This is a genomic window from Enterobacter sp. RHBSTW-00901 (genome assembly GCF_014103115.1).
Lineage (GTDB): Bacteria > Pseudomonadota > Gammaproteobacteria > Enterobacterales > Enterobacteriaceae > Enterobacter > Enterobacter cloacae_P.
Window position 1 is genome coordinate 4,017,427 of sequence record NZ_JABXPB010000001.1, and the last position, 12,598, is coordinate 4,030,024.

The 12,598-nt window shown below is 52.8% G+C and carries 9 protein-coding genes, 1 tRNA gene and 2 pseudogenes; 7 read left to right on the top strand and 5 right to left on the bottom strand.

The window, feature by feature from the left end:
* Positions 1–14 precede the first annotated feature (14 nt).
* From HV318_RS19310 to sfmF, 3 genes are read left to right on the top strand one after another with little or no spacing between them, the layout of a single operon-like run.
* Entirely contained in the window at positions 15–2,582 is a 2,568-nt protein-coding gene (locus HV318_RS19310) for a fimbrial biogenesis usher protein (RefSeq protein WP_182274022.1), read from the top strand.
* A gap of 13 nt (positions 2,583–2,595) precedes the next feature.
* Positions 2,596–3,600, top strand: a complete 1,005-nt coding sequence (fimH, locus tag HV318_RS19315; RefSeq protein WP_182274632.1) for a type 1 fimbria D-mannose specific adhesin FimH — start codon at positions 2,596–2,598, stop codon at positions 3,598–3,600.
* A gap of 9 nt (positions 3,601–3,609) precedes the next feature.
* On the top strand, positions 3,610–4,134 hold the full coding sequence (gene sfmF, locus HV318_RS19320; RefSeq protein ID WP_182274023.1) for a fimbria assembly protein: 525 nt from the start codon (positions 3,610–3,612) through the stop codon (positions 4,132–4,134).
* 51 nt (positions 4,135–4,185) lie between these two features.
* Here sfmF and fimZ read toward each other — a convergent pair.
* The 5 genes and pseudogenes from fimZ to HV318_RS19345 all read right to left on the bottom strand — a co-directional run.
* Positions 4,186–4,638, bottom strand: a pseudogene (gene fimZ, locus HV318_RS19325) (fimbria biosynthesis transcriptional regulator FimZ); the annotation flags it as partial.
* Between the two features lie 19 nt (positions 4,639–4,657).
* Positions 4,658–5,769, bottom strand: a protein-coding gene (locus HV318_RS19330; RefSeq protein ID WP_524537203.1) for an IS3 family transposase whose coding sequence is annotated in 2 segments (ribosomal slippage) — positions 4,658–5,508 and positions 5,508–5,769 — 1,113 coding nt in all. Because the reading frame shifts where the segments join, the coding sequence is not laid out codon by codon here.
* An 83-nt stretch (positions 5,770–5,852) separates the two neighbouring features.
* Positions 5,853–6,029: pseudogene (locus HV318_RS19335) on the bottom strand (response regulator); the annotation flags it as partial.
* A gap of 812 nt (positions 6,030–6,841) precedes the next feature.
* A complete protein-coding gene (locus HV318_RS19340) occupies positions 6,842–7,558 on the bottom strand; it encodes a response regulator transcription factor (protein ID WP_182274633.1) in 717 nt (238 codons plus the stop codon).
* A gap of 24 nt (positions 7,559–7,582) precedes the next feature.
* Positions 7,583–8,281: an EAL domain-containing protein gene (locus HV318_RS19345; RefSeq protein ID WP_249421814.1), complete on the bottom strand. Its 699-nt coding sequence runs from the start codon at positions 8,279–8,281 to the stop codon at positions 7,583–7,585.
* A gap of 277 nt (positions 8,282–8,558) precedes the next feature.
* Here HV318_RS19345 and HV318_RS19350 point away from each other — a divergent pair.
* The 4 genes from HV318_RS19350 to HV318_RS19365 all read left to right on the top strand — a co-directional run bounded on the left by HV318_RS19350 (position 8,559) and on the right by HV318_RS19365 (position 12,586).
* Positions 8,559–8,635, top strand: a tRNA-Arg gene (locus tag HV318_RS19350).
* A gap of 311 nt (positions 8,636–8,946) precedes the next feature.
* The gene (locus HV318_RS19355; RefSeq protein ID WP_182274025.1) at positions 8,947–9,963 is read left to right on the top strand and encodes an iron ABC transporter substrate-binding protein; all 1,017 of its coding nucleotides are present in this window, start codon (positions 8,947–8,949) and stop codon (positions 9,961–9,963) included.
* A gap of 24 nt (positions 9,964–9,987) precedes the next feature.
* Positions 9,988–11,562: an ABC transporter permease gene (locus HV318_RS19360; protein WP_182274026.1), complete on the top strand. Its 1,575-nt coding sequence runs from the start codon at positions 9,988–9,990 to the stop codon at positions 11,560–11,562.
* A 1-nt stretch (position 11,563) separates the two neighbouring features.
* Entirely contained in the window at positions 11,564–12,586 is a 1,023-nt protein-coding gene (locus HV318_RS19365) for an ABC transporter ATP-binding protein (RefSeq protein WP_182274027.1), read from the top strand.
* The last annotated feature ends 12 nt before the right edge of the window (positions 12,587–12,598 follow it).

A 12,598-nucleotide genomic window follows, 5' to 3' on the forward strand; every position in this document is an offset into this window, starting at 1 on the left:
TCAGAGACAGGGCGATGAACAATCACCACGGGCGTTACTGCCCGGTAGCACTGGCGCTGATGGCAGCGCTCTGGCCGCAAACTGGCTGGAGCGAAAGCTACTTCAACCCCGCATTTCTCTCCGACGACACCGCTAACGTGGCGGATTTATCGCGTTTTGAACAAGGACACCAGCAGGCTCCAGGCATCTATCGCGTGGATCTCTGGCGTAATGATGAGTTTATTGCCACTCAGGATGTGCGCTTTGAGCAGGCGACTGATGATACGTCACCGGTTGCGGGTGGGCTAACGCCGTGCATCACGCGCGCGATGCTGGACCGCTTTGGCGTCAATATTGCGGCGTTTCCTGAGCTGGCAAACACCAGGGGCGACACCTGTATCCCACTGAAGACGGCTATTCCCGGCAGCGTGGTGGCGTTCAATTTTGCCTCGCAGCGCCTTAATATCAGCCTGCCGCAGGTGGCAATGCAGAACAGCGCCCGCGGTTACATTCCCCCCGAACAATGGGATGAAGGCATCCCTGCCGCACTGTTGAATTACAGCTTCACCGGCAACCGGGGGAGCGAGGACGACAGCTATTACCTGAACCTGCAAAGCGGGCTGAACTATGGTGCCTGGCGGTTACGCAATAATGGCGCATGGCGTTACACGCAAAACAACGGACAGCGGAACAGCAGCTGGCAGAATATTGGTACCTGGGCGCAGCGCACCGTGATCCCACTCAAAAGCGAGCTGGTACTGGGCGACAGCAATACCGGGAATGATGTTTTCGACAGCGTTGGTTTTCGCGGCGGGCGACTCTACTCCTCCGACAATATGTACCCGGACAGTCTGCAAGGCTACGCGCCAACCGTGCGCGGTATCGCCCGCACGCCAGCAAAAGTGGTCGTTCGTCAGAACGGTTATGTCATTTATCAGAGCTATGTTCAGCCCGGTGCGTTTGCTATTACCGATCTGAACCCGACCTCCTCAAGCGGTGACCTGGAGGTGACGGTCGAAGAGAAGGATGGTAGCCAGCAACGCTATACCGTGCCGTACTCCACCGTGCCATTGCTACAACGTGAGGGACGCTGGAAATATGACCTGGTGGCGGGGGACTACCGCAGCGGTAATAGCGAGCAGGATACGCCGTTCTTCACTCAGGGCACGTTGATTGCCGGCATAGCCGATGGCTACACGCTTTACGGTGGTACACAGCTGGCGTCGCGCTATACCGCGCTGGCCATCGGTGCCGGGAAAAACCTCGGTGACTGGGGCGCGGTTTCCCTCGATCTCACCCACGCCCGCAGCCAGCTCGCGGACGACAGCCGCCATGAAGGCCAGTCGCTGCGTTTCCTCTACGCGAAGTCACTTAACGGATTCGGAACCAACTTCCAGCTGCTGGGCTATCGCTACTCCACGAAAGGGTTCTATACCCTGGACGATGTGGCCTGGCGCTCAATGGAAGGTTATCAGTATGGCGATAGCCAGGATGATGACGGCGTGCCGGATGTACAGAGTTATCACAACCTGACGTGGAATAAGAAAGGGCGTTTCCAGCTCAATATTTCCCAGTCGCTGGGGGATTACGGTTCGGTGTATCTCTCTGGCAGCCAGCAGAGCTACTGGGGAACCAGCGAGTCGAACGTCTGGTATCAGCTGGGTTACGCGGGCGGCGTGCAGGGGATCAACTACTCCGTGTCCTGGTCGTGGAACAAGTCCGTGGGGATCGACGGTACGGACAGGATCGCGTCGTTTAACGTCTCTGTGCCGTTCAGTCTGTTTACCCGCCACGGTTATCGCCGCGATAACGCGATCGACAGAGCCTACGCCACGGCGTCAGCAAGCCGTAATAGTGACGGTGACACCAGCTGGCAGACCGGGGTCAGCGGGACGCTGCTTGACGATCGTAACCTGAACTACAGCGTCACGCAGGGGCACACCAGTAATAACGGTGCAAGCGGCAGTGCCAGTGCCAACTGGCAGGCGACCTACGGTACGCTGGGCGCGGGGTATAACTACTCGCGCGATCAGCACGATCTCAACTGGCAGCTTTCTGGTGGCGTGGTGGGCCATGCCGATGGCATAACCTTCAGCCAGCCACTGGGTGATACCAACGTGTTGATCAAAGCTCCGGGGGCAACAGGCGTCAGCGTGGAAAACCAGACCGGGGTGAAAACGGACTGGCGGGGTTATGCGGTGATGCCGTATGCCACGGTCTACCGTTACAACCGCGTAGCGCTGGATACCAACACCATGAGTAACAACACCGACATCGAAAACAACGTGAGCAGCGTGGTACCGACCAAAGGCGCGCTGGTGCGTGCCAGCTTCGATACCCGCATTGGCGTGCGCGCTTTGCTGACGGTGAAGCGCGGTAACCAGCCGGTACCGTTTGGTGCCGTAGTGCGCGAAACCCAAAGCGGCGTGACCAGCATGGTGGGAGATGACGGACAAATTTATTTAAGCGGGCTACCGCTGGAAGGTGAACTGTTGATCCAGTGGGGCAACGGGATGCAGTCCCAGTGTCGTGCGCACTATCGCTTACCGCCTGAAAGCCAGAGCCAGGCCATTACCCTGGCGGGGGCAAGCTGTGATCGCTAACAGGAACCCAATGATGAACATTTTCCGCAACGTAGCCGGTGTTGCCCTGCTGTGTGGCGCGCTGCCCGCGTGGGCGACGGTGTGCCAGAATTCGAATGGCGTCGCGAAGGACATCTCGTATGACCTCTCAAACGTTTTTAACAGCTCCAACAACAAACCGGGCCAAATTATCACCCTGGCGCAAAAATCCGGGATGGTGGGGGTCAGCGCGATTTGCCCGAAGGGAACCACCGGAAAATCGACTATGCGTAGTTATGTCACCGATCTACCTGTTACGACGGAGATCGACAGCTATAAGTATGTGCAGCTCAACGACTACCTTGACGGTGCAATGCAGATCCACGATGACTTCGCAGGCACGTTCTACCCGCCAGCAAGTTACATCCAGATGGGGCAGCACCCCAACGTGCCGAACAACAAGGCATTTCCGGTCACAGATTCAAAGCTGGTCTTTCGCCTGAGGGTGACGCGGCGGTTTATCAACATGGTGGTGATCCCACAGCAGACCATGTTCCGGGTGTATGTCACCACCACGTCGTCCGATCCGCTTAACACGCCGGTGTATACCATCAGCTACAGCGGGACGATTCAGGTTCCACAAAGCTGTGAGGTTAATGCCGGCAGGGTCGTCGAGTTTGATTTTGGCGACATTGGAGCCTCACTGTTCAGCCAGGCCGGAGCTGGAAACCGCCCTCAGAAGGTTTCGCCACAAACTAAAACCATCGCCATCAAATGCACCAACGTAGAGGCTAATGCTTACCTGACGATGCGAATCGAAGCCGAAAAAGTCTCTGGTAATGCGCTGGTATCGGATAACGCCGATCTGGGGTTTGTGGTTGCTAACGAAAGTGGTACACCGCTCATCCCCAACAACCTGACCAGCAAAATACCGTTCCGTCTGGATGATAGCGCCCAGGCACAGGTGGCGATCCGCGCCTGGCCGGTCAGCATCACGGGTAACAAGCCTAAGGAAGGACGTTTCTCCTCTCGCGGTTATCTGCGCGTGGATTACGATTAAGGAGGCGAGATGAACATCTGGAGTCGATCTCTTGCGGCGCTGGTGCTGTTAGTGCTTAACACACACGTGCAGGCTGTCACCGCGCTGGGGGAAATCAATATCGAGTTGTATGGCAACATCGTCGATTTCACCTGCGTGGCAGAAGGCAGTGACAGCGATAAAACCGTCACGCTGGGTACCTGGCCGACAAAACAGCTCAGCACGGCGGGAAGCCGGACGCAGCCCGTTCCGTTTACGCTGAAACTGACCGGATGCCCGCCGGGTTCAGCATCCATCACCTTTTCGGGTAAAGCTGAAGGAAGCGATAATAGTCTGCTGGCGCTGAATGATGCCAGTGCAGCCCGCAATGTTGCCGTGGAGATCCGCGACAGAGATAAAACTCGCCTGGCATTGCAGCAGGCCAGTCAGGCGGTTGCCGTTGATGCCGGGGGAAATGCAGAGTTGTCATTTTATGCTAATTATATTGCCACGGCAGATAACCCGCAGCCAGGTAGAGCCGATGCGGATGCTACTTTTATGATTAATTATAATTAGAACTGACCGCACTCCCTGCAACTCATATAAGTTGCAGGGAGTGAATTCAGATTACAGCAATTCGTGCGCTTTGGCATAATCAATTAATTCAACAATGCTCTGTACCCCGAGCTTGGAATAGATATTCGATTTATGTGCGCTGATTGTTTTGTTGCTCAATAATAGTTGTTCCGCAATCTCCTTATTTGATAATCCATTGGCCAGATAACGCAGGACGGTGACCTCGCGATTTGACAATGGCATATCAACCGCTGCTCCAGTTCGTGAGCCAAGATGATTTATAAAACTCAGCGTCTCCGAGGGGAAGAATGAATAGCCGGTAAGTATCATATTAACCGCATTGTAGATCTCACCTAAATCTTTTCGTTTGCTGACAAACCCATTTGCGCCTGCGCGAATGGCGCGTCCGGCATAAAAAGCCTCTGATTTAGAAGACAAAAAAAGCACCTTTATGTCTTTGTTGATGTTCCTGATTCTCTTCAGTAGTGAGAACCCATCTGTTCCTGTTGTAAGCACACCTGTTTTAGTTCCACGCACTTTTTGAGATTTCCGGTTTTTCAGCCATCAGCCGGTACTCTTCCGGAGTAAGGTTGTTCAGGGATTCATGAGGCCGCTCGTTGTTATATTCCATCAGCCAGCGCTCGGTAATTTCCCGTGCTTCATTCAGTGTTCTGAACAGGTAAAAATCCAGAATTTCTGTCCGGTATGTCCGGTTGAACCGTTCGATAAAAGCATTCTGTGTTGGTTTACCCGGCTTGATAAATTCGAGCTGCACGCCATGTTCTTCGGCCCATTGTGCCAGCGCCAGTGAGACCAGTTCTGGCCCGTTGTCCATCCGCATCTTCAGCGGGTAGCCGCGATTTGCTACGATCCTGTCCAACACCCGGATGACTCGCTGAGCCGGGATATTCAGGTCGATTTCTATCGCCAGTGCTTCACGGTTAAAATCATCCACCACATTGAAGGTCCGGAAGCGTCTGCCGCAAAGCAGCGCGTCATGCATAAAATCGATGGACCAGCTCTGGTTTAGCGCTTGCGGCGTCGCCAGTGGTGCTGGATTACGCACTGGCAGCCGCTGTTTTCCCTTGCGACGAAAATTCAGTTTCAGCAGGCAGTAAATCCGGTGAACGCGCTTATGGTTCCAGGTATTGCCCTGCCTGCGCAGCAGCTGGAACAGCTTCTTAAAACCGTAGCGCGGATAGCGTTCAGCCAGTTCAGTCAGTGCATGGATCACCGGTTCATCACGCCGGGTATCGGGCCGATAAAAATACACTGTCCTGCTCAGCGATAACGTCCTGCAGGCCTGGCGTAAACTCATGGCAAATTGCGCCGTCAGATAGCTGACGAGTTCACGCTTTATCGCTGGTTTTAAAGCTTTTTTTCGATGACGTCTTTAAGTGCCCGGCACTCAAGGCTAAGATCAGCAAACATCTGTTTAAGCCTTCGATTCTCATCTTCCAGATCTTTGATTTTTTTAATATCGGCCGCTTCCATCCCGCCATATTTCGCCTTCCAGTTGTAATAGCTGGCTTCGGATATCGCGGCCTCCCGGCACACATCTTTGACGGTTCGTCCGGCTTCGACGGACTTCAGCACGGCGATGATCTGGTGTTCAGTGAATCGGATCTTGCGCATAGCGACCTCCTCAGGGGACATAATCAGTATGTCGGAAGATCTCTAAAAGTGAATGGGTCGTTTTACCGGGATACTTACACTGTCATTTCGATGTCGAGAATCACCAGATCGATGGGATGGTTACGTATGCAGTCAAGCACTTCGTGACTATCGCCAGACTTGAGTTTAACGACGATGTTTTTATTTTTCTGTAGCAGGACTTCTATCGACATTCTGACAATAGGGTGTTCGTCCATAATGATAACGGATGCCGGTTTCATTTTTTATGCCTCAGATTGTTAAAAGCGTTATGCTGAGTTTTGTTAAAACTCTCGAAAAGCCGGAAGGATAATTGTGTAGATCCTTATACGGTGGTATTTCCCTGGAGAGAGCGAAAGCATCCTTGTTAACGTAGTGATGGAATCAATGCCGCAGTGCGGTTATCTCATTTTACTGATGATCGCAAAATGAATTTTCTTATTCATGTCTGTAACTCTCCTTATTATACCGTTTAAGCTTTCTCCGAAAAGCCTGTAAATCAATTTCTGCTTATTTGTGAATATTATCTGCTGGATCTTAAGGCCTGGTATTTTAATTTTAGCGGAAATGCCCTGGTATCCCATTTACTGCAAACATTCGTCTTTATGTAATAACAAAAAATAAAAGATATCACTATATGTTGATCAAATGTTAAATAAAAGGGTGTGGGAATAACCTGTCTCTTCGCCGTTTACACAGCAAGAATTCGCCCGATTCTGGCATGATACCTTCATTTGAAAGCCTGTGAGCATCACCTTAAAAAATCTGTCCTGACACAGCAGGATATGCTGTATTGAGGGCTTCTGGTTCCCTGCGCGTGCAATCAAATTGCTTGTTTTTACATCGTTATCTTCTTTTTAACGTTATTGCTTAAACCTTATCACACGGATGAAAGCACTGCCTGTGTCGGTTTTATCAGCATTTCACTTCATTGAAGTGGATAAATTAGGAATAGTTTTAAATTCGACTTAATTGTTAATTTTTAACATAAAAATAACAAATCTTGTAAGTAATTTCTTAAAGGTGTTTAGGAATTAATGGGTTAGTGAGGGCGTTAAAACGTGATGTCTGAAAGGTTATTGAGAAGATGCAGCAGCTCCTGACGATGATTTAGCCCAAGCTTCGTCAGGATACAACTAAGGCGATAAATGATGCGGTTGTAAGGGCGGTTGTGCAGGTGTGCAATATGCCGTAACGAGTTACCGCGCGACAGATCCTGTAAAACAGGCCACTCATCGCGAGAGAACCACTCTTTTCTGTTGCGCGGCAGAAATGAGGTTTCCAGCAGGTATTGCTGCATAGCCGGTGGAGAAAGCTGGCGCTCCAGCACATGAAAGGGGCCAGCAGCTTTACAAAAAAGTCGGGCGTCATAATCATCAGCCCGAATTAACAGATGGGGCGCGAGGAATGGCGGGTACAGGCTGTGTCTTCTTAGCCGATCCAGCAGGTCAATAAGCGTTGAAGCCCGGCTGTCGATATCCACGACAAGCCGCGCTGAAGGCCAGTGGTTAAGAGCACTGAGGGCCGCTTCCAGCGTGTCATAGTCACAGCAGTTGCTAAGGGGAAACTGCCCGTTGAGGAACCCCGAACGAAGAAAATTATCCTGTGTGACCAGAATGATAAAGGGGGCGTCGGTTTTGCGAGTCTGGTTGATAGACTGGCTCAAAAATTCGAGGCGATCGAAGAAGGGGGGAGCAAATGCCGAGTGCGTAAATCCCAGTGCATCACTTCCTGTACGACGCCGCCTGTAACGGCGCACTGTCATTCGTATAGCTTCCCTCCCGGCGATGACCGCTTACTCTTCTGGCCATGTCCAGGATGGCCAGTAATATCCCTGACCTAATCCCGCGCCTGCCTGTAGGGCACAGGCATGATCCCTGTCTGTCTCAATGCCTTCGATAAGGACATTTTCGGCAATTTTCGAACAGAGAGAGACCAGTTGCGATAGCGCCGGAGTGGCTCGTAAACGCCAGAACGCGATCTTATCGATTTTTACCCCGGTTAACGGCAGGTGACAGGATAAAAATGATTTCACCAATGCTTCATTTACGTCATCCAGCCAGATGCGGTGACCCTGCATCGTAAGCTCCTGCAGGCGACAGGTGACGCGTGCGCGAAGCGCCTCAGACAGCAAGAAAAAGCCCGCCGGGTCGACAATCTCAATGTTCAGCGGCGGGCTTTGCAACTGTAGTAAACGCTGAAACGTTGCCGGCGTGGTTAATACCGTTATCGGCAGATTGATAAAAAGGTTGTTACCGGGTAAGGCGTTTTTTAGCGTGGCGAGTTGCGCTTCGAGCAGCATCATTGCCTGGTCAGCGGATTGATCGCGAAAATAATGTTCACTGTGCTGATGTGATGACAATATGCTGAGCACCTCGTTACCCACGGTGCGCGAAGAGGAGAGGGCGACGACGGGTTCAAGTTTAATGCCGATAATGTCCTGAGAAATGCGTTGTAATCGGGGGGGCGTATACGTCAGGTTTTGCGTTGTCACTCCATTATCCTGTTGTTGATCAGCCTCCAGGCGGCCGGGATACCTCATACCAGTGTGCCGGGGCGACGCGCAGGAAAACAGCAGGCGTTACTTAAATGCGACTAAGTCTTTTCGCAGCGGTAAAACGGGAGGGATATACCCATAAATGTTGAAAAAACAGCCGTATTTACAACCGGCTAGTCGTTATTGGAAGAGAAGACGGTAAAGGCATTGACTCAGCTGTCATTGACCGTATAATTCCACGCGTTTCACCACCACGAAGTTCACTCTTCTCCGTGCGCCCTTAGCTCAGTTGGATAGAGCAACGGCCTTCTAAGCCGTAGGTCGTAGGTTCGAATCCTACAGGGCGTGCCATTCAATACCTTCGCTCATCGTCACGTCATCCTTTCAGCCTTCCCGGTTATCTGTCTGTTGCTTAAATAATCTGAAATAACCCTGGCGTCAGCTAATCAGTCGTCTTTTTCAGATTTAAGGTTTTCCTAATCTTCTGTTGAGTGATGATTTATTATCAGTTTTTTATCATTCTAAACTCTGCGATAAAGAAATTTTACACTTTTACGCTTAAACTGGATTGATACTAATTATCATTAGCGTTTTTGTGTGCTTTAATCCTTACCCGCAAAGCCATTCGTTGTTATTTACTTTGGTCTATTAAGGATATTTTTATGAATTCTCGCGTATTGTCATGCTTCTCGCTTGCACTGTTGTCTTCATCAATTTTCCTTTCCACACAGTCAGTTGCGGCTGATAACAACGAAGGCATCGTTGTTTACAACGCGCAGCATGAAAATCTGGTGAAGTCATGGGTTGATGGCTTTACGAAAGAAACCGGGATTAAAGTCACACTGCGTAATGGCGATGACAGCGAGCTGGGCAATCAGCTGGTTCAGGAAGGCAGCGCTTCACCTGCGGACGTGTTTCTGACGGAAAACTCCCCGTCGATGGTGTTGGTTGATAATGCAAAACTGTTTGCACCCTTAGAGGCTGACACCTTAAAGCAGGTACCAGCGGAGTTTCGACCAGCGCATGGCCGCTGGATCGGTATTGCCGCGCGTAGCACGGTATTTGTTTATAACCCGGCAAAGCTGAGCGAGCAGCAGTTGCCGAAATCGCTGATGGATCTGGCAAAACCTGAGTGGAAAGGACGCTGGGCGGCATCTCCGTCAGGCGCTGATTTCCAGGCAATCGTCAGTGCGATGCTGGCGCTGAAAGGTGAGCAAGCCACGCTGGAATGGCTCAAAGCGATGAAAGCCAATTTTGTTGCCTACAAAGGTAACAGCACCGTGATGAAAGCCGTTAACGCCGGTCAGATTGATGGCGGGGTGATTTATCACTACTACCGTTTTGTTGATCAATCCAAAACGGGTGAAAACAGCAAAAACACCAAACTCTACTACTTCAAACACCAGGATCCTGGCGCGTTTGTCAGCCTCTCTGGCGGCGGTGTACTGGCTTCCAGCAAACATAAAGAACAGGCTCAGGCGTTCATTAAGTGGATCACCGGTAAAGAAGGCCAGGAACAGTTGCGTACCAACAATGCCTTTGAATATGCCGTGGGTGTGAATGCCGCTTCTAACCCGAAACTGGTTCCGCTGAATGCGCTCGATGCGCCAAAAGTTGAACCTTCAACGCTCAACAGTAAAAAAGTTATCGAGCTGATGACACAAGCCGGTCTGCTGTGATCCTGAGAGTAAAGTGAACGTCTTATGTCTGGTCTGAGTCTCGACATCGGTAAAAACGGGGTGCGGGAGCCTGTCCGCAGGCGTCCTGCGCTGCCGATGGTAGCGTTAGCTATATTGTTTTCATTAATGGCGCTTTTGCCTTTGGGTTTTATCATTGCCATTGGCATTGAGACGGGCTGGGAAAGCATTAAGGTTCTGGTATTCCGTCCACGTGTTGCTGAGTTGCTCAGCAACACGTTGTGGCTAACGGCGCTCGCGGTTCCATTGTGCATTGTGCTTGGCGTGGCAATCGCCTGGCTGACAGAACGCACGACGCTTGCTGGCCGGGGAATATGGTCTGCGCTGGCGGTCGCACCGCTGGCGATCCCCGCATTTGTGCAAAGCTATGCCTGGGTGAGCGTTGTTCCCTCCATGCACGGCCTTTCTGCGGGCGTGTTTCTCTCCGTTTTAGCTTACTACCCGTTTATCTATATGCCGGTTGCGGCGGTGCTGCGCCGTCTCGACCCCACGCTTGAAGATGTGGCTGCTTCGCTCGGTACACCGCCGTGGCGGGTCTTTTTCCGCGTGGTGTTACCGCAGCTCAAACTCGCTATCTGCGGCGGTGCGCTGCTGGTGGCGCTGCATCTGCTGGCGGAGTATGGCCTGTATGTGATGATCCGCTTTGACACCTTTACAACGGCGATTTATGACCAGTTTCAGTCAACGTTCAGCGGCCCTGCGGCTAACATGCTGGCGGGGGTGCTGGCATTGTGCTGTCTGGCCATTTTAGTGCTGGAAGGGGTCACGCGCGGTAAAGCACGTTACGCGCGTATTGGTGCCGGTGCCGCCCGTGAACAAAAACGCTGGCCATTGAAACCTGCTGCGGCTGCGCTGGGTCAGATGTTGTTCCTTTTACTGGTCGTCCTGGCTCTGGGTGTCCCGTTAGGTGTGCTCTGCCGCTGGATATGGCTTGGCGGTGTACAAAACTGGATGAATGCTGACCTCTGGCATTCGTTGCGTCAGACGCTGATGCTGGGCGTGGGCGGTGCGTTGCTGACCACCACGTGCGTGATCCCCATTGCCTGGCTCGGTATTCGCTACCCGCGCCGCATCTTCCGGATGCTGGAAGGGTGCATCTACATCACCAGCTCGCTGCCAGGTATTGTGACCGCCCTTGCGCTGGTCACGGTTACCATCCATTACGCCCGGCCTATCTACCAGACGGAAATTACGCTGTTCCTCGCCTATCTGCTGATGTTTATGCCTCGCGCGCTGATTAACCTGCGGGCCGGGATGGCTCAGGCTCCGGTAGAGCTGGAAAACGTGGCGCGCAGTCTTGGCAGCACGCCAGCGAAGGCGCTGTGGAGTGTCACTATGCGGCTGGCTGCACCGGGTGCGGCGGCGGGGGCGGCACTGGTCTTCCTCGGCGTCAGCAACGAATTGACCGCCACGCTGCTGCTGTCACCGCTCGGGACACGTACGCTTTCCACCGGTTTCTGGGCGCTGACCAGCGAGATCGATTATGTTGCTGCTGCGCCTTACGCCATGCTGATGATTCTTATCTCACTGCCGCTGACCGCGATCCTTTACATGCAGTCTAAAAAAATTGCAGGGCTATGACATGCTTGAATTAACGTCCATTTCTAAATCGTTTTCCGATGTGCGGGTGCTCGACAGTTTAAACCTGAGCGTTGCGCCGGGAAGCAGGACAGCGATTGTCGGGCCGTCAGGGTCGGGTAAAACCACACTGCTGCGTATTCTGGCCGGGTTTGAAACGCCGGATGCCGGGCGCATTGTGATGCAGGGCCGCACGCTGTTCGATGAAGACAATTTTATCCCCGCTCACCAGCGCGGTATCGGTTTTGTTCCCCAGGAAGGGGCGCTGTTTCCACACCTTAATGTGGCAGACAATATCGCCTGGGGCTTAGACGGTACCCGCCACGAGAAACGGGCGCGCGTAGAAGCGTTGATGGAGATGGTCTCGCTGGACAGGAAGCTTGCGACACACTGGCCGCATGAGATTTCCGGTGGACAGCAACAGCGTGTGGCACTTGCCCGTGCGCTGGCACAGCGTCCTTCATTGATGCTGCTCGACGAACCGTTCTCTGCTCTGGATACCGGTCTGCGCGCGATGACGCGCAAGGCAACCGCCGATCTGCTGGCGGAAGCGGGTGTGGCCTCTATTCTGGTGACCCACGATCAAAACGAAGCGTTGTCATTTGCCACCCAGGTTGCCGTGATGCGATCCGGGCGTTTCACGCAGGTTGGCACACCGTTTGAGGTCTACACCCAGCCGGTGGATGAAGAGACTGCGCTGTTTCTTGGCGATGCGTTGATCTTGCCTGCCCAGCTTGCCGCCGGGCGTGCAGTATGTGCGTTGGGTGAGATACGTACGGACAACGCGTATGCGGCAGGCGAGGGCAAGGTGATGCTACGTCCTGAACAGATGCGGGTCACGGCGTGTTCACCACATGAAAGCCCGCTCTCGATTATCGATGTGGATTTCACCGGGCATTTGTCCGTCCTCACGCTTGCGTTAGCCGGGCAAAAGGAACCGCTGGTTCTGAAAACCGTCAGCCAGCCAGGCTGGAACCCGGGGGCGGCAGTGCGTATTGATATCACCGGTAACGCCCGCGTATTTTAAGATTTACCGTAT

Coding starts and splice junctions, on each gene's coding strand:
- sfmF (WP_182274023.1), top strand. CDS start 3,610: ATGAACATCTGGAGTCGATCTCTTGCGGCGCTGGTGCTGTTAGTGCTT.
- HV318_RS19355 (WP_182274025.1), top strand. CDS start 8,947: ATGAATTCTCGCGTATTGTCATGCTTCTCGCTTGCACTGTTGTCTTCA.
- HV318_RS19310 (WP_182274022.1), top strand. CDS start 15: ATGAACAATCACCACGGGCGTTACTGCCCGGTAGCACTGGCGCTGATG.
- HV318_RS19360 (WP_182274026.1), top strand. CDS start 9,988: ATGTCTGGTCTGAGTCTCGACATCGGTAAAAACGGGGTGCGGGAGCCT.
- HV318_RS19365 (WP_182274027.1), top strand. CDS start 11,564: ATGCTTGAATTAACGTCCATTTCTAAATCGTTTTCCGATGTGCGGGTG.
- fimH (WP_182274632.1), top strand. CDS start 2,596: ATGAACATTTTCCGCAACGTAGCCGGTGTTGCCCTGCTGTGTGGCGCG.